Raw genomic sequence first — 20254 nt, 5'->3', positions numbered from 1 at the left:
GCGGTACCGGATAGACGTGGCCGCCGGTGAGGGTCAGGGCGCCGGGGCCACCCGGAACCAGTCGAACTCCGCCGCGCCGCGCCGGGTGGCGGCCGTCGGACCGGTGGCGAAGAGTCCCACGGTCGCCCCGATCCATGTGCCCGCACTCGCCGTGAACGGCGGACCGAGCGGGGCGAATCCCCGGCCGTCCGTGTCGGCCGCGAACCGGCACACCGCGCCGGGAGCGACGGTCACCCGCAGCCGTACCGTGGCGCGCCCTCTCCCCAGCGCCACCGGTGGCGCGGCGTCCACCTCGGCGGCGTCCTCCCGCGCGGTGCGGCACACCAGGACGATCCGGTCGCCGTCGTGGCACAGCCCGGCCCAGCAGTAGGCCGCGCCCAGCATGACCAGCCCGGCGCGGGCTCCCGCGGTGGTGGCGGACAGCGTCATGGAGGTCGTGGCGGTGAAGGATTCGGCGGGCAGCCGCTGGCCCAGCACATTCGGCAGCAGTCGCAGGTCGTGACCGACGGGGCTGGGGTGGCAGGCCAGCGCGAGGCGGCGGGGGAAGTGGCGGAAGGACCACCAGGCCGGGTCGGCGTTCGCCTGCCAGCTCCACTGTTTCCCCAGCTCCGGCCCGGTGAACTCGTCGCCGGTGGCGGGTGCCGTCACCCTCGCCCGGCCGTGGACCCGTGGCTTGGCGTGCACCAGCACCGGAGTGCCCCGGCCGCTGCCGTCGTCGTCGCCCATCACCGGCCAGCCGTCGGGGCGCCACCGCATCGGCTGGAGATGCACCACCCGTCCGTAGGCCCCACGGTCCTGGAAGTGCAGGAACCAGTCCTCGCCGCCCGGTGTGCTCACCCACGCCCCCTGGTGCGGCCCGTTGACGGGGCTGTCGCCCTGGGCGAGCACGACGCGGTCCTCGTAGGGGCCCTGGACGGAGCGGGAGCGAAACGCCGACTGCCAGCCGCCGGTGACACCTCCGGCCGGGGCGAAGATCCAGTACCAGCCGTCCCGCTTGTAGAGCTTCGGCCCCTCCAGCGTGGTGTAGCCGGGCAACGCGTCGCCGTCGACGACGACGTGGCCCTCGTCCAGCAGGGCGGTCCCGTCCGGGCTCATCCGGTGCAGCGTCAGCCGGTTGTTGATGCCGCTGCGGCTCTTCGCCCAGGCGTGGATCAGATACGCCTGCCCGTCGTCGTCCCACAGCGGGCATGGATCGATCAGGCCCTTGCCCGGCTTGAGCGGATGCGGTGTGCTCCACGGGCCGCGCGGGTCGGTGGCGGTCACCACGAAGATCCCGAAGTCGGGGTCCGGATAGAAGATCCAGAACTTGCCGTCGTGGTGGCGCAGGGCCGGGGCCCACACCCCTTGGCCGTGTCGCGGCTCGCTGAAGTGGTCCTTGGGCAGCAGCTCGGTCAGGGCGTGTCCGATGATGGTCCAGTTGACCAGGTCGGTGGAGCGCAGGACGGGCAGTCCGGGGACGCGGTTGAAGGTGGAGGCGACCAGGTAGAAGTGGTCGCCCACCCGGATCGCGTCGGGGTCGGACCAGTCGGCGTTGAGCACGGGATTCCGGTAGCGGCCGTCTCCCAGGTCGGCCACCCACGGCAGCCGCCCCCGCCCCGGGGCGGCCTGCGCGCCCGCGGCCTCCGGGCCTGTGGTGGCCGCCCCTCGGGCGGCCGCCTCGGCGCGCGCGGTGCCACCGGCCGCGCCCAGGACCGTGGACGCGGCCGCCGCGCCGAGACCGGTCCGTATCACGTGCCTGCGACTGTGTCGGCTCACTGTCTTCTCCGTATCTCGAACGGGGATGAGTGCAGGTACTCGGTCCAGTAAGCGCTTACCGCGCATGAGTGTGGCAGTGGGGGACTTTATGGGCAAGAACCCCGGACCTTCTGATTCGACGTCAGATCCACCTGGTTGACGGGCACATGATGCCCACCAGCGACAATGGGGTGCGTACGGTCCGCCGCAGCCTCCGTCGAAGGAAATCGGATGAACACTTACGACTACGTCATCGTCGGCGCCGGATCCGCGGGATGTGTGCTGGCGGCCCGGTTGTCGGAGGACCCCGAGGTCCGGGTGGCGCTGATCGAGGCGGGTGGCCCCGACACGGCGGAGGAGATCCATGTCCCCGCCGCCTTCGCCCAGTTGTTCAAGAGCGAGGTCGACTGGGACCTCCACTCGGGCCCGGAACCGGGGCTCGGCGGCAGGCGGCCCTATCTGCCCCGCGGCAAGGTGCTGGGCGGCTCCAGCTCGATCAACGCGATGATCTACATGCGCGGCAACCGCGCCGACTACGACGGCTGGGCCGCCGCCGGGGCCGACGGCTGGAGTTACGCCGATGTGCTGCCGTACTTCCGGCGCGCGGAGGACAACGAGCGCGGCGAGGACGCGTTCCACTCGGTGGGCGGGCCGCTCACCGTCAGCGACAGCAGGTCCCGCCACCCGCTCGCCACCGCGTACCTCGAGGCCGCCGAGCAGGCCGGGTACCCGCGCAACGACGACTTCAACGGCGCCACGCAGTTCGGCGTCGGACGGTTCCAGCTGACCCAGCGCGGTGGCATGCGCTGCAGCGCGGCCGTCGCCTATCTGCACCCCGTCCTGGGGCGGCCGAACCTCACCCTGCTCTCCTCCGCCCACGCCCACCGCGTGCTGATCGAGGGCGGCCGGGCGAGAGGGGTGGAGGTGGAGCGCGGCGGCACGGTGGAGGCGATCCGCGCCGAGCGTGAGGTGATCCTGTCCGCGGGCGCGTACGAATCCCCGAAGCTGCTGATGCTCTCCGGGATCGGGCCCGCCGCCACCCTGTCGGCCTTCGGCGTCGATGTGGTGTGCGACCTCCCGGTGGGGGAGGGCCTGCAGGACCACTACATGTCGCTGCTGAACTTCCGTACCGATGTCGAATCGCTGATGACCGCGGCGAGCCCGGAGAACGCCGCGCTGCTGGCGAACGAGGGGCGCGGCCCGCTGACCTGCAACATCGGCGAGGCCGGTGGCTTCTTCCGCAGCCGGGCCGGACTGGACGCCCCGGACGTGCAGTTCCACATGGCCCCGGTGCTGTTCCACCAGGAGGGGCTGGGCCCCGCCACCGAGCACGGTTTCGCGCTGGGCCCGTGTGTGCTCGCCCCCACCAGCCGCGGCCGGGTGACGCTCGGCTCCGCGCGCCCGGACGCCGCGCCCCGGATCACGCACAACTACCTGATGACGGCCGAGGACCAGTACTGCATGGTCCAGGGGGTCCGCATCGCCCTGCGGATCGCGGCACAGGACGCGTTGGCCGGGATCACCACCGGGCCGTTCGACGTGCCGGACTCCGACTCCGACGCGGACCTGCTCGCCTTCTCCCAGCGGGTCGGGCAGACGCTGTACCACCCGACGTCGACCTGCGCCATCGGCTCCGTGGTCGACCCCGAGTTGCGGGTGTTCGACGTGGCGGGGCTGCGGGTCGTCGACGCGTCGGTGTTCCCGACGGTGCCGAGGGGGAACACCAACGCCCCCGTCATCATGGCCGCGGAGAAGGCCGCCGACCTCATCCGCGGCTATCCCGCGGCCATCCGCTGACGGCCCTCCCCCCAAGGGGTGCGGGCCGGGCTTCTCACGGTGGTCATTGCGGCTGGTGTCCGGGGTCGAGCGGCGTCTGCTCGGCCCAGATCACCTTTCCCCGCGCGGTGTAGCGGGTGCCCCAGTGCCGGGCGAGCTGGGAGACCAGGAACAGCCCCCGGCCGCCCTCGTCGGTCACCCCGGCCCGCCGCAGATGGGGCGAGGTGTTGCTGCCGTCGGACACCTCGCAGATCAGGCTGCGGCCGCGCAGCAGCCGTATCCGTACCGGAGGGGCGCCGTACCGCAGCGCGTTGGTGACCAGCTCGCTGATGACCAGCTCGGCGGCGTAGGCGGTGTCGCCCAGCCCCCAGTCGCGGATCCGCTGGACGCAGGCGGCGCGGAGCGGGGCCACCGCCGCCGGGTCGGAGGGCACCTCCCAGTGGGCCACGTTCTCCGGGGTGAGCCGGCGGGTGCGGGCCACCAGCAGGGCGGCGTCATCGCTCGGACGGGAGGGGAGGACGGTCGCGAACAGCTCCTGGCAGGTGGCGCCGGGATCGAGCTCCGGGGCGGCGCCGAGGGTGCGGCACAGCAGGTCCAGGCCGGTGTCATGGTCCCGGTCGTGGCCGGCGACGAGTCCGTTGGTGTACAGGACCAGCCGGCTGCCCTCGGGCACCGAAAGGTCGGCCGCCTCGAAGGGTTCCCCTCCCAGGCCCAGCGGCGGGGAGGCCGGAACCTCGGGGGTGTGTACGGTGCCGTCCGGGCATGCCAGGACGGGTCCCGGGTGACCGGCCCGGGCCACGCTGCACCGGCCGGAGACCGGGTCGTAGATCGCGTACAGACAGGTGGCGCCGGTGATGCGGGCGCTGTCGGCGTCCGTCTCGCGCTCCAGGTCGAGCCGGGCGACCAGCTCGTCCAGGAGGGCCAGCACCTCGTCGGGAGGCAGGTCCAGGGCGGAGAAGTTCTGGACCGCGGTGCGCAGCCGGCCCATGGTGGCCGCCGCGTGCAGGCCCTGTCCGGCCACGTCGCCGACGACCAGGGCGACCCGGGCCCCGGGGAGCGGGAGCACGTCGAACCAGTCCCCGCCCACCCCGGCCCGTGCGGGCAGATAGCGGGAGGCCACCTCCACGGCGTCCTGGTCGGGCAGCGCGCCGGGCAGCAGGTTGCGTTGCAGGGTGGTGACCATGGTGTGCTCGCGGGTGTAGCGGCGCGCGTTGTCGACGCACACCGCGGTGCGCGCGGCCAGCTCCCCGGCGATCACCAGATCCTCGTCGTCGAACGGCCCGCTCGGCCGGGTCCGGCAGAAGCTGGCCACGCCCAGGGGGACGCCGCGGAACCGCAGCGGCACGGCGACCAGGGAGCGGATCCCCTGGTCGAGCAGGCGCCCGGCCTCGGCCTCGTACCCGGCGGGCCACGCGGAGGTGTCGCTCAGATCGGCGCGCAGGACGGCCTGCCCGCTCTCCAGCGCCTGCCGCTGCGGCGAGGACGGCGGATGGACGGCCCGCTCGCCCGAGCGGAAGAGGGGGTGTTCGGGCGGTACGCCGCCGACCGCCGTGCGGTGCAGCACGTCGTGCGGCGCCGCCGGCTCCTCGCCCCGCAGCACCGGCTCCAGCAGTTCGACGGTGGCGATGTCGGCGAACCGGGGGACGGCCACCGCCACCAGCTCCTCGGCGGTGCCGGTCAGCTCCAGGGTCGAGCCGATCCGTACCCCCGCGTCGTACAGAAGCCGCAGCCGCTCGCTCGCCGCCTCGGCCCGGCCGGACAGGGCGCGCAGCTCGGTGGTGTCCCGCAGCGTCGCCACGCTCCCGGCGGGGCCGCCCGCCCGGTCGGTGGGCCGGATGTTGACGGCCAGCAGCCGGTTCCCGGCGGCGTGCACCTCGTCGGTGACGGGCTGTCCGGCGGCCAGCAGCCGGGTCAGCGGCGGTTCGAGGCCGAGCTCGGTGACCTGCCGCCCCTCGGCGTCGGAGGCCAGCTGGAGCAGCCGCCTGGCCTCGTCGTTGACCAGCAGCAGCCGCCCGTCGTCGGCCATGATCAGTACGCCTTCCCGGACCGAGTGCAGCACCGCGTCGTGGTGGGCGTACATGCGTGTCATCTCGGCGGGTCCCAGGCCGTGCGTCTGCCGCCGCAGCCGCCTGCCGGCCAGCGCCGTCCCGGCCGTCGCCAGGGCGAGGGCCCCGCCGCCGGACCCGAACAGCAGCGGCAGCTCGCGGTCCACCGCGTTGTTCACGCTCTCGATCCGGACCCCGACCGACACCCCGCCGACCAGGGCGCCGTCGGCCGTGGTGACGGGCACCGCCGAGATCACGGAGGGGCCCTGGCTCGCGCGGAAGGTCCGCGCGATCGTCTTCCCGGCCAGTTCCTGCCGTACCACCGATTCGGGGCCGATGATCCGCTTGCCGATCAGCGCCGTCTCGGGATGGGTGAAGCGCGTCCCGTGCCGGTCGAAGACCACGACGCTGTCGACCCCGGTGCGCTTCCTCGTCTCCTCGGCGCGGGGCTGGAGCAACGACGTCGGATGAGCGCCGGTCATGGCCCGGGCGGTCCCTGGGCCCTGCGCGAACGTCCTGGCGACGGCCAGGGACCGCTGGCGGGCTTCGTCCGTGGCGTGGCTGCGGGCCTCCAGGGCGAGCGCCGCCACCGCCATGGCGACCAGGGCGAGCGTCAGGAGGACCTGCAGGACGAAAACCTGCCCGGCGACGCTCGGCACTCGTGACAGCGCCCGTATTCGGCCCCGGACCATACGAGCAAAATTGCTCATGTCGGCATTTATAACATCTCCTTTCGGCCAGCCGACAGGGTCGGCCGCCGCGCTCGCGGGATCATGTTCCGGCCGATCCGGGGCCGAGTGCGATCCGCCTGGTCATCCGGCGGAACATCGCCGGGGCCGACGGTGCCGCGCCGGGCTCCGGGCGTCGTGCGCGGGCCGGGTCTGGCTTGTTAACGACCCGTTTCCGGGCGGTGTCGCAGCGTAGCTGTACGAAGCGCTTAGGATCACCGCATGATCACGGCCCGGTCGCGTTTCGGCATCCGGTGGGCTCGCGGGGTGGCGAGCCCGCTGCGTCTGCTGTGCCTGGCCGCGTTGCTGCTGGGCTTCGTGTCCCTGCACGCGGTGAGCGCCGAAGCCGTGTCCGGCCATGTGACCGGCTGCTCGTCCTCCCCGGTGGCCTCCGCCGCGCACGGCGGGACCCCGGAGGAAAAGGGATCCGGGCATCACGACGACGAGTCGGCCCACTCCGCGCACGAATGCGTCCTCGCCCAGCCCGAGCACGGGCCCGAGCCTGCGGCCCCGTGCCCGGCCCTCCCGGCCGGGGGCGCGCCCGGCGCCGAGGGGCACGCGCCGTCCTCGCGCGCGGCCGCGACCACGGCGGCCGGTTCCGTGCCGCCGGATCTCCAGCGGACCGCGGTGCTGCGCGTCTAGTACGGACCGGTATCGGACCCGTCCTTGCCGATTCCTGTCCGCCACCTCCCGCGCCACGCGGCGGGAGGGCGGCCGCCGTGCGGAGAAACCGTGCCGTTCCCTGCTTCACGCCCTCGTGCCCGGGCCGCTCGCCACCCATGGTGGCCACGCCGGCTCCTGGCCTTCGTCCTGTGCGCACTGCTGCTGACCGCACCCGGCTGTCTCGGCCACGCGGCCGGCGCGGAACACGCCCAGGGTCCGCGGATCGCGGACGACTCCCGGCAGCCCCCGGTCGCCAACACCGCCGGGCAGCCCCCGCCTGCCGACATCGCCGGCCGGCCCCCGGTCGCCGACATCGCCGGGCAGCCGTCCGCCGACGGTCCGGCGGGCCATGAGCACTGCGCCGCGGCGCCCCGGGAAACATCCGGCCGGGCCGCCCATCCGTCGGTGCGCGACCTGCCCGTCTGCGCCGCGGCCGAGACCTGCCGGGCCATCGTCCCCGCGGCGGATCCGGACCGTCCGCGCACGCTCTCCCCGCGCGCGCCGACGGTCAGATCCACCCTCTGCTCGACCAGTCGGTGGCGCATATAGAGGCGGCCGTCGCGGCCCGCGCCCCGGCCGCCGCCCCTCGGCGACCGGACGCGGATCGGTGCCCGCCCCCACCGGGCGGCACCGTGCCCGAGATGAGCATCCGACGAGCCATCAACCACCGAAAGCGGACAGATGCGATCTCTGATCCTCAACGACGCCACCCCCACCGCCCCCGGCCTGTCCGGGCTGGTCGGCAACACGCCCGTGCTGCGGGTGTCCGAGCCCCTGACCCCGGCCGACCGTGGCTTCTGGGCCAAGCTGGAGGGCTTCAACCCCGGCGGCATCAAGGACCGGCCCGGTCTGCACATGGTCGAACGGGCCCGCGCCCGAGGCGACCTGCGCCCCGGCGGCGCGATCGTCGAGTCGACCAGCGGCACCCTCGGCCTCGGCCTCGCCCTGGCCGGACTGGTGTACGGCCATCCCGTCACCCTCGTCACCGACCCCGGCCTGGAGCCGTCGATGACCCGGCTGCTGACCGCCTACGGCGCCTGGGTCGACATGGTCACCGAACCGCATCCGGAAGGCGGGTGGCAGCAGGCCCGCCGCGACCGGGTGACCGAACTCCTCGCCCGGCAGGCCGGTTCCTGGTGCCCCGACCAGTACAACAACCCCGACAACACCGCCGCCTACACCCCGCTCGCCCTCGAACTGGCCTCCCGGTTCGGCCACATCGACATCCTGGTGTGCAGCGTCGGCACCGGCGGCCACTCCGCGGGCGTCTCCCGGGTGCTGCGCCAGCTCTACCCCGAGATCACGGTGGTGGGAGTGGACACGATCGGCTCGACCATCTTCGGACAGCCCGCCCGCACCCGGCTGATGCGCGGCCTGGGGTCGAGCATCTACCCCCGCAACGTCGCCTACGAGAACTTCAGCGAGGTGCACTGGGTCGCCCCGCACGAGGCGGTGTGGACCTGCCGCCGGCTGGCCTCGTCGCACTACGCCACCGGCGGCTGGAGCGTGGGCGCGGTCGCGCTGGTCGCCGGATGGCTGGCCCGTACCCACCCCGCGGACGCCCGGATCGTCGCGGTGTTCCCGGACGGCCCGCAGCGCTATCTGGAGACCGTGTACAACGACGACTACTGCGCCGCCAACGGCCTGCTGGACCAGCCGCCCGCGCCCGAACCGGACATGATGGGACACCCCGGCGAGCGGGAGGTGACCCGCTGGACCCGCTGCACCGCCGTGGTCGACCCGCTCGCCGCGCGCGAGCCGGGCACCCCCGCCGGGCCGTCGCGGCCCGCCGCCCCGGCCGCACCGGAGGCCGCCCGATGAAGGCGACACTCACCCAGGTGCGGTCGTACGAGCGCAGCGTCCAGCTGCTGATGGTGAACCAGTTCACCATCAACCTCGGCTTCTACATGCTCATGCCCTACCTGGCCGCCCATCTGTCCGGGACGCTCGGGCTGGCCGGATGGCTGGTCGGACTCGTCCTGGGCGTACGGAACTTCAGCCAGCAGGGCATGTTCCTGGTCGGCGGCGCCCTGGCCGACCGGTTCGGCTACAAGCCGCTGATCGTGGCGGGGTGTGTGCTGCGCACCGCCGGTTTCGCGACGCTCGGGCTCGTGGAGTCGCTGCCCGCGCTGCTGGCCGCCTCCGCGGCCACCGGACTCGCCGGGGCCCTGTTCAACCCGGCGGTCAGGGCCTATCTGGCCGCGGACGCGGGGGAGCGCCGGGTGGAGGCGTTCGCCCTGTTCAACATCTTCTACCAGGCCGGGATCCTGCTCGGCCCGCTGGTGGGCATGGTGCTGACGGGCGTCGACTTCCAGGTCACCTGCCTGGTCTCGGCCGGGATCTTCGCGGTGCTGAGCGTCGTGCAGATCCGGTCGCTGCCGCCCCGCCGCGCCGACGACGGCGCGGCCCCGGGGCGGGAGGGCCATGAGCGGGTGCTGGCCCAGTGGCGCGGGATCGTGGCCAACCGGCCGTTCCTGCTGTTCTCCGTCGCCATGATCGGCTCGTATGTGCTGTCCTTCCAGGTCTATCTGGCCCTGCCGCTGGAGGTACGACGGCTCGGCGGCGAAGGGGAGTTCGGCACCGCGGCGGTGGCGCTGCTCTTCGCCGTCTCCGGGCTGAGCACCATCGTCGGGCAGACCCGGGTGACCGCGTGGTGCAAGGCGCGCATGGCGCCCGGCCGGGCGCTGGGCTGGGGGCTGGTCCTCATGGGGGTGGCGTTCCTGCCGCTGCTGGTGGCGACCGCGCTGCCGGTGCCGGACGGCGGGCCCGGCCGATGGCTCCTCGCGACCGTGCCGCCCGCGCTCGCCGCGTTCCTGCTGGCGCTGGGCACGATGATCGCCTACCCGTTCGAGATGGACACCATCGTCCGGCTCTCGGGGGAGCGGCTCGTCGCCACCCATTACGGGCTGTACAACACCATCTGCGGGGTCGGCATCACCCTCGGGAACCTGCTCACCGGCGCGGCGCTGGACGCGGCGCGTGAAGCGGGCATGCCCGCCGTCCCGTGGATCGTGCTGCTCGCGCTCGGCCTGGCCTGCGCGGCGGCGCTCTTCGGACTGCACCGCACGGGCCGCCTGGCACCGGTGGTGCCCGAACCCCGCCCCGCGGCGGCCTGACCCGCCGGGGGCCGACCGCGCGACACCCGGCGGCGCTCCGACGGCGCCCCCGCCGGTGGCCATGACCGGCCACCGGCGGGGGCCACTTGCGGGGACCACGGGCGGGGGACGGGCCACCGCCGAACAGGTGCCGCCGCCCGGTGGCCACGGCGGTGGTCCGGCCGGTGCCCGGGCCGGGCCTGTACGGTCGGCTGAGCCCCGCCTCGACGACCAGCTGCCCCGGAGCGCGCCGTGCGGAACCCCAGCCCCCTGACCGGACGCCTCGCCGTCGTGACCGGTGCCGCCCGCGGACTGGGCGCGGCCATGGCCCGGGAACTGGCCGGGCGCGGCGCACGCGTCGTCCTCCTCGGCCGGGAAGAGGAAAGCCTCGCGCGGGTGGCCGGATCGCTGCCCACTAAAACCCACTGCTACGCGGCGGACGTGGCCGACGACGCGGCGATGACCCGGGTGGCCGGGCAGATCCACGACCGTATCGGCACACCCTCGGTCGTCGTCGCCAACGCGGGCGTGGCCGAGGGCGGGCCCTTCGGGGAGTCGCCCCCGGCCACCTGGCGGCGCGTCATCGAGGTGAACCTCATCGGCAGCGCCAACACCGCCCGGGCCTTTCTGCCCGGTCTGCTCGCCACCCGCGGCTACTTCCTCCAGATCGCCTCCACGGCCGCCTTCGGCTCCGCGCCCATGATGAGCGCCTACTGCGCCTCGAAAGCGGGCGCCGAGTCCTTCGCCCAGTCCCTGCGCGCCGAACTCGCCCATCAGGGAGTCGCGGTGGGCATCGGCTATCTGAGCTGGACCGCCACCGACATGATCCGCGACGTGGACCGGTACGGGGTGCTGAGGGAACTGCGCGCCCACATGCCGCCACCGGCCCGGCGCGTCCACCCCGCCGCCACGGTGGCCGCCCGCATGGTGACCGCCATCGAGCGCCGCGCCGCCACCGTCTACGCACCGCCCTGGCTGCGCCTCGCCCAGCCGGTCCGCCCGCTGCTGCCGCCGCTGGTCACCTGGTTCTCCGCGCGGGAGCTGCCCCGGCTGGCCGAGCGGACCCGCTTCGAGGCGACCGGGCTCCTCGGGGCCGGGGGCCGCGCGGATCAGGCGGCCGCCGAAGGGTGAAACGCGGGCGGGTTCAGCCGTTGTCGAGGATGGTGCCGTGCTCGTCCATGGTCGGGTGCATCTTCATGGGCCCGTAGGTGTCGAGGTCCGAGGGGCGCGGCGGTTCCGGCCCGTCGGGGCCGCTGCGCACCATCCGCTCGATGCGGCAGATCCGGAACAGGCGGCCCTCCACCCGGGCTTCGTCGGCCCGGCGGGCGCGCCGGTACTCCTCGGCGGCCCGCGCGTACACCGCCCGCTTGGCCTCGCCGTACTCGTAGAGCAGCGGCCACACTTCGGCCATGCCCTGGTAGAGCAGCCGCCGCGCGTCGTGCGGGGTGGGCATCAGGGCGCCCTGCGGCCGCCACCGCTGCCCGGAGCGCTCGGCCACGCCGAAGCCGACGGGCAGCAGGATGATGTCCGGATGGGTGGTGACGGCCCGCTCGGAGTGCTTGCGCACGACGGCGGGGAACCGCGGGCCGGTGTAGGCGAAGGTGGCCAGCGCCAGCTTCATGGCGCTCGCCATCAGCCCGGCCCCGTCCCGCTCGGGGTCCAGGACGAACCCGGTGTCGGGCGACCGCGCCTCGTGCCGTCCGTCCCAGGAGATGAGGGACGGTTCCGGGTCGGTGGGCCGCGGCGGCTCCAGATTGCGCTCGCCGGTGCGGGCGAACTCGTCCCCGCGCACGATCCGGTAGCGGACGCCGAGCACGGTGATCTCGTTGACCGGCTCCTTCTCGAGCCGGGCGACCGCCGCCAGCAGCTTGCGACGGGTGGCGGCGTCGTCGGTGTCGTCCTTGGCCCTGAACCACAGGAGCGAGTTCAGCTCGTCCCGGACCTCCTGGGGCGTGCCGCTGGTCACCGGCTTCACCAGCCGCCAGTGCGCCCCGGCGGCGGGGTCCTGTACGGCCAGGCCGAAGACGGGACCGCGGAGTGCGAGATGCGGATAGCGGGAGGACGCGTCCACGGCGTCGGCTTCGGTCACCCATTCGGCGGGGTCGTCGCGCCGCACCAGATCCGCGTGGAGCCGGTCCAGCTTTCGCTTCCAGTGTTCGGCCATGGGCACATTGTCGAGGCTCCCGGGCGGCATTCGGGCGGGAACGCCTCAAGTGATCAAAAGCCTTAAATCCGATGTCACTACTGTCTGTCCGCCGGTCGCCGGGCGGTCGGCGGCGCGGTGTGGCGCGTCGTGGGGCGGGCGGGACGGCCGCGGAGCATAGCCTGACATACCGGCGTCCGCGGAGAGGTGTGCGAACGATGGCGGCACGTCAGCACTGGCTCTTCGGCGATCAGCTCGGCCCGCACTTCGCCGACCACCGCCACCACGGCCCCGACACCCAGGCCCCACTGATCATGATCGAGGCGCGGTCGGTGCTGAGCCGCCGCCGCTTCCACCGGGCCAAGGCGCATCTGCTGCTGTCGGCGATGCGGCACCGGGCGGCCGAACTCGGTGACCGGGTGCGGTACGTCCGGGCCCGGACCTACCGCGAGGGGCTGGCCGAGGCCGCGGGCCGGGACCGGGTGACGGTGTGCCATCCGACCTCCCGGCGGGCGCTGGAACTGGTCGGGTCGCTCGACCGGGTCGAGGTGCTGCCCGCGAAGGGCTTCCTGGTGACGATGGCGGACTTCGCCTCATGGGCCGGGGAGCACGCCCGGGGGCGGCTGCTGATGGAGGACTTCTACCGCTGGGTGCGCCGCGGACACGAGCTGCTGATGGAGGGCGACGAGCCCGCCGGGGGCCGGTGGAACTTCGACGACCGGAACCGCGAGCCGCCGCCGCGCGGGGCGCGGACCCTCGACGCCCCCGGGCCCTGGCGCCCCGAGGAGGACGAGATCGACGACCGGGTGCGGCATGACCTGGACCGCTGGGAACGCGAGGGCACGGTCTCCTTCGTCGGCCGGGACGGCCCGCGGCGCTTTCCCGCGACCCGGCGCGAGGCGCTGGCCTCGCTGCGCCACTTCGTCGCCCACCGGCTGCCCTGCTTCGGACCGTACGAGGACGCGATGCTCGCGGCCGACCCGGCCATGTGCCACAGCCGGCTGTCGGCTCCGCTGAACCTCGGGCTGCTGCATCCGGCCGAGTGTGTGGACCGTGCGGAGCGCGCGTGGCGCGAGGGCGCCGCGCCGCTGGCCGGGGTCGAGGGATTCGTACGGCAGATCGCCGGCTGGCGGGAGTACGTGTGGCATCTGTACTGGCACTTCGGCGAGGACTACCGCGGCCGCAACGCCCTGGGGCACACCGCCCCGCTGCCCGGCTGGTTCCTGGAGCTGGACGCCGACGCGGTGACCGCGCGCTGTCTGTCCACGGTGCTGGCCCAGGTCCGGGACACCGGGTGGACCCACCACATCCCCCGGCTGATGGTGCTCGGCAGCCGCGCGCTGCAGGACGGCTGGGACCCGGCGGCGGTCACCGACTGGTTCCACCGCTGCTTCGTCGACGGATACGACTGGGTGATGCTGCCCAACGTCGTCGGCATGTCGCAGTACGCCGACGGCGGGCTCATGACCACCAAGCCGTACACCTCGGGCGGGGCGTACATCAACAGGATGAGCGACCTGTGCGGGCCCTGCGCCTACCGCCCTGGCGACCGGGCCGGTGAGCGGGCCTGTCCGTACACCACCGGCTACTGGTCCTTCCTGCACCGGCACCGGGGGCGCCTGGCCGGGAACCACCGCATGGTCCAGGCCGTCCGGGGACTGGACCGGCTGGGCGATCTGCCGGAGGTGCTCGCGCGGGCCACGGAGCGGGGCGACGCCGCGCCCTGAGCGGGGGCGCACGAGGCTCGACCCCCGGCCGGCGGCCGACCCGCTCCCGGGATCCGGGCCGACGACCCGCCGGCCGCGTTCCGGCCGGTCGGCACCGGAGAGCCGGCCCGCCGGTCCCCCGTCATCTTCTTCGCGGTCCTGCGAGAGGGTCGCCCGGACGGGCAGGCGGGGCCGGCACGGGCACCTGACGCGGGGCCGGTCAGGTGACGGGGATGACGGGGGAACCAGTTCACCCGTTCCTCGCACGTGAGTTGACGCGCGGGCGGCGCACGAAGCCCAGGCGTTTCTGATCAATCGCTTGCCGGTGGCCGCTGTACGCGTTCGTCAGGACGGAGGCATGAGAATGCCATCGACGATCGCTGCGATGTCGTCGTCGGTGATCTGCCGGCCGCGGACAAGCTGCCAGTAGAGCAGGAGAGCGAGGGCGGCGGAGACCGCGATCGGGTGATCTCCTGACGGATCGGTCCGGCCCGGGGGCCGATCGCCGCGCTCCACCGCGTGCGCCAGCACGCCCTCGACGGCTTGGTGCAGGGAGTCGATATAGCGCTGGCGGATGAGGCTGCACAGTTCCGGTTCCTGGCGAGCTGTGTCGAGCAGGGCTGAGAGCAGGCCGACGCGAGAGTGGTCCGGGCTCCGGGTGGCGCGGGTCATGGTCGCGATGAGTTCCGCGCGGAGTTGGCCGCGACCGATCGTGACCGGGACGAGGTCGTCGGTGAGACCAGCGTGGTCCAGCGCCTCGGCGGCAAGCTCTGCGCGGGACCCCCAGCGCCTGTACACGGTCGCCTTGCCCACTCCCGCTCGTGCCGCGGCCTTGTCCATGGTCAGCGCCGGATAGCCGCCCTCAGCGAGCAGCTCGCTGGCCGCGCGCAGGATCTGGACATCCCGGGCGGGGTCACGTGGAGGGCCCGAGGCGCCGGGGGGACGGCGCAGTCGCGCACTGGGATCGGGCATGCCTGCTCTCTTCTCACACTAGGACCACTTTGTATCGAGCCTATCGGGCTGTTAGCGTCCGGCATGAACCCGGAACACACTTGTCTCGGGTTCTGAAATGATCAACTTGATCGTGAGGTGGCGTAGTGAAAGCTGTGGGTTTCACCGAGTTCGGCGGCCCGGAGGTCATGCGGGTTCTGGATCTGCAAGAGCCTCATGCCGGGCCCGGGCAGGTGCGGATCAAGGTGGCCGCCGCCGCTGTACACCCGTCCGATGTCAACGCGCGGCTGGGGGTAATCACCGACTACAGCCAGGAATGGTTTCCGCCCGCCGAGACGTATGTGGTGGGATGGGATGCGGCCGGGGTGATCGATGAGGTCGGCGAGGGAGTGCGCGCCGAGTTGGCGGCCGGCGCCGAGGTGATCGCTCTGCTGGAGCCGAAGCTGGCGCTGGGTGCGCAGGCGGAGTACGTGGTGGCACCGGCGGAATCGGTGATCCGCGCACCGAAGGGGGTCGGCCTGACGGCGGCGTCGACCCTGCTGATGAACGCGCTGACCGCGCGGATGGCGTTGGAGGCCCTTGAGTTGCCGCCTGGAGCAACCGTCGCGGTGACCGGTGCGGCCGGTGCGGTCGGCGGTTACGCGGTGCAACTGGCCAAGGCCGCCGGGCTGACGGTGATCGCCGACGCGGCCCAGGTGGACCGGGACCTCGTCATCGGCTTGGGTGCCGATCACGTGCTCCCGCGCGGGGACGGATTCGCCGAACGGGTCCGCGATCTGTGCCCCAGCGGCGCGGACGGGATCATCGACGGCGCGGTGATGAACGGCACGGTGGCCGCAGCGGTACGCGACGGCGGAAGCATTGCGACGGTGCAGGGGTTCACCGGGATCGCGGACCGTGGTGTGCGCTGGTGCCCCGTCTTCGTGCGCGACCGGGTCCGGGACACGGCGACCCTGACGGAACTGCGCGACCAGGCCGAGGCCGGTATCCTCACGCTCCGCGTCGCGGCGACATTTTCCGTCGACCAGGCGGAAGCGGCGCACCGGCTCTTCGAAGCCGGCGGCGTACGAGGCCGTCCCGTCCTGCTGTTCTGAGCCAGAACCAGCTGGCCGCCCCGCCCCACTCGGGCCCCCACCCTGGCAGCCCGACTCACACCCCGCAAAAATTTTGACAGCTACACCGGTTCTCAGCTCCGTTGCTACTGGGTCCCGTAGGGGCACGTAGTGGCACCGCGAACATCAAGCCTGCTGCCCGGCAGCGGCGGGACTTCCTGGACCGCGCTCAGGCGCCGGGTGTCGTGCCGTTCAGGAAGCGCAGGAGGAGGTTGCGGCCGGCCGCGCCGGCGATGCTGTGGTACGTGTCGTCGAAGGCGTGGTCGCTGTAGGGGATGGCGTGGAACCGGGCGTCGTCGTGGGCCCGGCGCAGCCGGTCGGCGAGCCCGCGGACCCGGGACTGCCGGATGAGGTGGTCGGAGGCGCCGGTGACCAGGAGGGACGGCATCAGGCCGGGGCGGACACGGCTGGTGGCGGAGGCGTAACGGTAGCGCTCCGGGTGCTGGGTCGGGGTGCCGCCGGTGTAGGCCTCGGTGATCTCACGGCCGAAGCCCATGAGGCCGTTGTCCTGCCAGGTGCCCTTGAGGTCGGAGGCGGGGTAGAACCCGGCGACGGCGACGGGTGGGGCGGGCAGCCGCGCGGTGCAGCTGCTGGCGATATGGCCGTTTTTCAGCCCGTACGCGACGTTCAGCGCGAGGCTTCCGCCCGCGGAGCCGCCCACCAGCACGGTGCGGGAGGTGTCGACGCCGTACGGGCGGGCCATCCTCGCCAGCCGGGACATGGCGCAGACGACGTCGTCGGACGCGTCCTTCCAGCGCGGTGGCGGTGTGAGCCGGTAGTCGATGGACAGGACGGGGTAGCCGTGGTTCGCGAGCCAGCGGTAGTCGCCCGCCCGCTGGTCCCTGCTGCCGGTGGCGAATCCGCCGCCGTGGATCCATATCACCATGGGCTTGTCCCCCTGGCGGTGTGCCGCGCGCGGCGCCCACAGCCCGGCCTTGAGCGTGCGGCCCTCGACCCGGTCGTAGGCGATCACCTGGTCCGGCGGTGCCGTGGGCTGGTCGACGGCCAGCACGTCGGCGGCGGACAGCGGCACGTTCTGGGAGTGGGCGTAGAGCAGCTGGGTGATCAGCACGGTGGCCGCACCGATGGCGGTGACCGCCGAGGTGACGGTGGTCCACACCGCCGTTCCGCGCTTCCCGCGCCGCCACGCCACCATCGCGCCCGCGGCGATGACCAGGCCGAAGACCACGTACCACAGCGGCCGGGGCCCGACCCAGGTGGTCGCGTAATACCCGAGCACGGGCACGGCCGGGATGATCGCACCGAGGGTGACGAGCGCCGCCAGTCCCGAGGCCACCAGCCCCAGGGCGAGCGCCGCGCGGCGCGCCCAGCGTGGCAGGGCGCCGGGGGAGGGGATGCGGACACGGGCGTTCATGTCGGGCCGTTCTCCTGTTCGCTGTCGTCGGTGTGGCTCAGGCGCCGTCAGCAGTGAGGAGGGCCCAGCTCGGGGATTCAGGGTAGCCACGAGGTGAACCGGACCGGCCACGAGGGTGGCCGGGCCGGGACTCGGCGCGCGTGGCTGTAGTCCCAGCGGTGGGTGACCCCTCCACGGTGGCGCCGCCGCCGGGCGCCGCGTGGATGACACCGTGCCCGGTGAGGTCGCGCGACTCGGTGAGCCGGCACCGGGCCGCCTTGCCGCGTACCCGGGGGGCTGATGCCGCACGGCCGTGCCGCGCCGCCGGCCTCACCGGCCCGGGCGGCCGTGGCGGTGGTGGCGGTCAGGCCCGAGGCGTGCACGCCGGCACCTGCCGCGTGAAGGGTGGTTGACTCCCTGTGCAGTGGCATACGGAAACCGGTTACTGCGGCCACGTGGCCGGAGCTTCGGCCCTGTCCGGAACCGGAGTCAAGGGCCTGGGTGCACTTTCGAGAGGATCGGTCGCCGGCGATGTATGCGCGACGCGGCCTGCCGATTGACCCGCCTTTCCGTCAGATCTACGGTGGAAGGCGCTTTCTGAAACCGTTTCCCCGGCTTCTCAGGAGAGTCATGCCCACTGCCCAGCCGCCGAGAGCCGTGTTCGCCATGAACCCGGTGCACCTGCCCCTGCTCTTCCCGCCACCGCTCATGGCGCGGCTGCGGCAGGTGGCCGACATCGACACCGCGCTCGTCGTACGGGACCTCACCGACCCCGCCGCCGCCCCCGCGCTGGCCCGGGCCGACGTGCTGATCACCGGCTGGGGCTGCCCCCGCCTCGACGCCGGTACCCTCGCCGCGGCGCCCCGGCTGCGCACCGTCCTGCACGCGGCGGGCTCGGTCCGCCCACTGATCGGGGACGCCCTGTGGGACGGCGGGATCACCGTGTCCAGCGCGGTCACCGGCAACGCCCTGCCGGTCGCGGAATACACGCTCGCCATGATCCTGCTCGCGGGCAAGGACGCCTTCGCACACCGTGAACGCTTCCGGCACACCCACACCCACCCAACCCCCGCCGACACCGCGGCCATCGGCAACCTCGGCCGCCGGGTCGGCGTCATCGGTGCCTCACGCGTGGGCCGCCGACTGCTGGAACTGCTGCGCCCCTTCGACTTCGCCGTCTCGCTGTACGACCCCTACGTGGACGCCGCCGAGGCCGCGGCCCTCGGCGCCGAACCGCTGCCGCTGGAGGACCTGCTGCGCCGCAGCGACATCGTGAGCCTGCACGCCCCCGACATCCCCGAGACCCGCCACATGCTGGACCGCGAGCGGCTCGCCCTCATCCGGGACGGCGGCGTGCTGATCAACACCTCCCGGGGCGCGCTGGTCGACACCGACGCCCTCACCGACGAGCTGGTCGCGGGCCGCCTCAGCGCGGTGCTGGACGTCACCGACCCCGAACCGCCGCCCGCCGGGTCCCCGCTGTACACGCTCCCCAACGTCTTCCTCACCCCGCACATCGCCGGTTCGCTCGGCAACGAGCTGGCCCGGCTCGGCCGCGTCGTCGCCGAGGAGCTGGAACGCGTGGCGGCGGGGCTGCCGTTGGCCCACGAGGTGCGCCACGCGGATCTGGCCCGCGTCGCCTGAAGGCCGCCCCGGCGGCCCACCGGAGGGGAGTAACGATGGGATACGGTTTCCGCACCGGCGGGAGCCGCGGGGCCCGGCCCGGCCGGTGGGGAAGTCGCTACGGTGAAGGAGCCGCTACGGTGAGCGAGCGCAAGGCGTCGGGCGGCGCCGGACGGGCCACCATCCGCGACGTGGCGGAGCGCGCGGGCGTCTCCGTCGCCAGCGTCTCGCGTGTCCTGTCCGGCAACTATCCGGTGTCGGACGAGCTGCGCCGCCGGGTGACGAAGGTCGTACGGGACCTGGACTACGTCACCAACGCCCACGCCCGCTCACTGGCCGGCGGCGGCACGCCCACCGTGGCCATCCTCATCAACAACATCACCGGCGCCGCCTTCGCCCACGTGGCCAAGGGAGTCGAGGGCGCGGCCACGCTGCGCGGCTGGCTCTCCCTGGTCGGCACCACCGGCGACGACCCGGAGCGGGAAAACGCGCTGGTGAACCTCATGCGGCAGCAGGGCGTCGCCGCGGTGGTCCTGCTCGGCGGCGCGTACGACTTCGACGAATACCAGCTGAGGATGGCCCGGTTCGCCCGCTCCCTCGACGCCGCCGGATCGCACCTGGTCCTGGTCGGCAGGCCGCCACTGGAGGGCGACGTGGCGGCCACCACGGTGGACTACGACAACGAGGGCGGCGCCTACGCCATGGCCAGCCACCTGCTGTCCGCCGGGCACCGCCGGGTCCTCGTGCTGCCGGGACACGCCGAACTCGCCACGGCCCAGGGCAGGTTGCGGGGCGCGCGGCGGGCCTTCGAGGCGTACGGCGTCCCGTTCGACCCGGGCATGGTGCTCCACGGACCGTACGACTACGGCCACGGGTATCAGGCGGTTGAGGAGGGTCTGCGGCGCGAACTGGACTTCACGGCGGTGCTGGCGGGGACCGATGTGGTCGCCGCGGGCGCCATGCAGGCATTGCGCGCCGCCGGGCTCAGGGTCCCCGAGGACGTCTCGCTCGTCGGCTACGACGACATTCCGCTGGCCTCCCAGCTCACCCCGCAGCTGACGACCGTTCATGTGCCGTACGAGGAGATGGGGCGGGCCGCGCTGCGCGCGGTGGCCGACCGGCGCGAGGGCGGCACGGGCCGCCGCGCGGGCGGCGACGGTACCCATCTGGTGCTGGGTACGCATGTCGTCGTGCGGAACTCCGTCCAGCCGCCGGTCCGCCGTTCCTGACGACCGCGACATACCACTGTCGTAACCGGTTTCTCCACCTCACCGCGCCCGCCTTGATGACCGCGATGCGCCGCTACCGGCGCACCGGCGTCACC

General features: G+C 73.4%; 15 protein-coding genes. 10 read left to right on the top strand and 5 right to left on the bottom strand.

All coding sequences use genetic code 11. The annotated features are described in order from the left end of the window. Positions 1 to 33: 33 nt before the first annotated feature. The gene (locus ABZ562_RS15290; protein WP_361478871.1) at positions 34 to 1566 is read right to left on the bottom strand and encodes a glycoside hydrolase 43 family protein; all 1533 of its coding nucleotides are present in this window, start codon (positions 1564 to 1566) and stop codon (positions 34 to 36) included. A 399-nt stretch (positions 1567 to 1965) separates the two neighbouring features. On the opposite strand from ABZ562_RS15290, the gene ABZ562_RS15285 reads away from it, so the two are divergent. After that, entirely contained in the window at positions 1966 to 3531 is a 1566-nt protein-coding gene (locus ABZ562_RS15285; protein WP_361478574.1) for a GMC family oxidoreductase N-terminal domain-containing protein, read from the top strand. A 43-nt stretch (positions 3532 to 3574) separates the two neighbouring features. Here ABZ562_RS15285 and ABZ562_RS15280 read toward each other — a convergent pair whose 3' ends face one another. Then, positions 3575 to 6265, bottom strand: coding sequence for a SpoIIE family protein phosphatase (locus ABZ562_RS15280; protein ID WP_361478571.1), 2691 nt, complete (start codon positions 6263 to 6265; stop codon positions 3575 to 3577). A gap of 240 nt (positions 6266 to 6505) precedes the next feature. On the opposite strand from ABZ562_RS15280, the gene ABZ562_RS15275 reads away from it, so the two are divergent. From ABZ562_RS15275 to ABZ562_RS15255, 5 genes are all read left to right on the top strand, one after another. After that, positions 6506 to 6925 carry a DUF6153 family protein gene (locus ABZ562_RS15275; RefSeq protein WP_361478568.1) on the top strand — a complete coding sequence of 140 codons (420 nt, stop codon included), beginning with the start codon at positions 6506 to 6508 and terminating at the stop codon, positions 6923 to 6925. Positions 6926 to 7015: 90 nt separating this feature from the next. Next, a complete protein-coding gene (locus ABZ562_RS15270) occupies positions 7016 to 7495 on the top strand; it encodes a hypothetical protein (protein ID WP_361478565.1) in 480 nt (159 codons plus the stop codon). A 132-nt stretch (positions 7496 to 7627) separates the two neighbouring features. Then, positions 7628 to 8767, top strand: a complete 1140-nt coding sequence (locus ABZ562_RS15265; RefSeq protein ID WP_361478562.1) for a PLP-dependent cysteine synthase family protein — start codon at positions 7628 to 7630, stop codon at positions 8765 to 8767. After that, entirely contained in the window at positions 8764 to 10062 is a 1299-nt protein-coding gene (locus ABZ562_RS15260; protein WP_361478559.1) for an MFS transporter, read from the top strand. Before ABZ562_RS15265 ends, ABZ562_RS15260 begins: the two co-directional genes overlap by 4 nt. A gap of 231 nt (positions 10063 to 10293) precedes the next feature. Continuing rightward, on the top strand, positions 10294 to 11172 hold the full coding sequence (locus tag ABZ562_RS15255; RefSeq protein WP_361478556.1) for an SDR family oxidoreductase: 879 nt from the start codon (positions 10294 to 10296) through the stop codon (positions 11170 to 11172). Positions 11173 to 11185: 13 nt separating this feature from the next. On the opposite strand, the gene ABZ562_RS15250 is transcribed toward ABZ562_RS15255, so the two are convergent. Next, on the bottom strand, positions 11186 to 12205 hold the full coding sequence (locus tag ABZ562_RS15250; protein WP_361478553.1) for a DUF5954 family protein: 1020 nt from the start codon (positions 12203 to 12205) through the stop codon (positions 11186 to 11188). Between the two features lie 197 nt (positions 12206 to 12402). Between ABZ562_RS15250 and ABZ562_RS15245 the strand changes: the two genes are divergently transcribed. Then, positions 12403 to 13911: a cryptochrome/photolyase family protein gene (locus tag ABZ562_RS15245; RefSeq protein WP_361478550.1), complete on the top strand. Its 1509-nt coding sequence runs from the start codon at positions 12403 to 12405 to the stop codon at positions 13909 to 13911. A 324-nt stretch (positions 13912 to 14235) separates the two neighbouring features. On the opposite strand, the gene ABZ562_RS15240 is transcribed toward ABZ562_RS15245, so the two are convergent. Next, positions 14236 to 14862 carry a TetR/AcrR family transcriptional regulator gene (locus ABZ562_RS15240; protein ID WP_361478548.1) on the bottom strand — a complete coding sequence of 209 codons (627 nt, stop codon included), beginning with the start codon at positions 14860 to 14862 and terminating at the stop codon, positions 14236 to 14238. Between the two features lie 125 nt (positions 14863 to 14987). Between ABZ562_RS15240 and ABZ562_RS15235 the strand changes: the two genes are divergently transcribed. Next, positions 14988 to 15935, top strand: a complete 948-nt coding sequence (locus tag ABZ562_RS15235) for an NADP-dependent oxidoreductase (RefSeq protein ID WP_361478545.1) — start codon at positions 14988 to 14990, stop codon at positions 15933 to 15935. A 187-nt stretch (positions 15936 to 16122) separates the two neighbouring features. Here ABZ562_RS15235 and ABZ562_RS15230 read toward each other — a convergent pair whose 3' ends face one another. Beyond that, positions 16123 to 17328, bottom strand: coding sequence for an alpha/beta hydrolase fold domain-containing protein (locus ABZ562_RS15230; protein WP_361478542.1), 1206 nt, complete (start codon positions 17326 to 17328; stop codon positions 16123 to 16125). Between the two features lie 609 nt (positions 17329 to 17937). Between ABZ562_RS15230 and ABZ562_RS15225 the strand changes: the two genes are divergently transcribed. Both ABZ562_RS15225 and ABZ562_RS15220 read left to right on the top strand, forming a co-directional pair. After that, complete coding sequence (locus ABZ562_RS15225) at positions 17938 to 18951, top strand: hydroxyacid dehydrogenase (protein WP_361478539.1); 1014 nt, start codon at positions 17938 to 17940, stop codon at positions 18949 to 18951. A gap of 119 nt (positions 18952 to 19070) precedes the next feature. Then, positions 19071 to 20159 (top strand): LacI family DNA-binding transcriptional regulator, encoded by a 1089-nt coding sequence (locus ABZ562_RS15220; RefSeq protein ID WP_361478536.1) that lies wholly within the window; start codon positions 19071 to 19073, stop codon positions 20157 to 20159. Positions 20160 to 20254: the final 95 nt, after the last annotated feature.

The organism is Streptomyces sp. NPDC019937 (genome assembly GCF_040631655.1).
Classification (GTDB): Bacteria; Actinomycetota; Actinomycetes; order Streptomycetales; family Streptomycetaceae; genus Streptomyces.
The sequence above is the reverse complement of the archived record's forward strand: the minus strand, read 5'-3'. Positions and strand labels throughout refer to the sequence as shown.

Excerpts from the sequence above, each read along its gene's own strand:
- ABZ562_RS15285 (WP_361478574.1), top strand. The coding sequence starts at position 1,966 with ATGAACACTTACGACTACGTCATCGTCGGCGCCGGATCCGCGGGATGT.
- ABZ562_RS15280 (WP_361478571.1), bottom strand. The coding sequence starts at position 6,265 with ATGAGCAATTTTGCTCGTATGGTCCGGGGCCGAATACGGGCGCTGTCA.
- ABZ562_RS15275 (WP_361478568.1), top strand. The coding sequence starts at position 6,506 with ATGATCACGGCCCGGTCGCGTTTCGGCATCCGGTGGGCTCGCGGGGTG.
- ABZ562_RS15265 (WP_361478562.1), top strand. The coding sequence starts at position 7,628 with ATGCGATCTCTGATCCTCAACGACGCCACCCCCACCGCCCCCGGCCTG.
- ABZ562_RS15260 (WP_361478559.1), top strand. The coding sequence starts at position 8,764 with ATGAAGGCGACACTCACCCAGGTGCGGTCGTACGAGCGCAGCGTCCAG.
- ABZ562_RS15250 (WP_361478553.1), bottom strand. The coding sequence starts at position 12,205 with ATGGCCGAACACTGGAAGCGAAAGCTGGACCGGCTCCACGCGGATCTG.
- ABZ562_RS15245 (WP_361478550.1), top strand. The coding sequence starts at position 12,403 with ATGGCGGCACGTCAGCACTGGCTCTTCGGCGATCAGCTCGGCCCGCAC.
- ABZ562_RS15240 (WP_361478548.1), bottom strand. The coding sequence starts at position 14,862 with ATGCCCGATCCCAGTGCGCGACTGCGCCGTCCCCCCGGCGCCTCGGGC.
- ABZ562_RS15230 (WP_361478542.1), bottom strand. The coding sequence starts at position 17,328 with ATGAACGCCCGTGTCCGCATCCCCTCCCCCGGCGCCCTGCCACGCTGG.
- ABZ562_RS15225 (WP_361478539.1), top strand. The coding sequence starts at position 17,938 with ATGCCCACTGCCCAGCCGCCGAGAGCCGTGTTCGCCATGAACCCGGTG.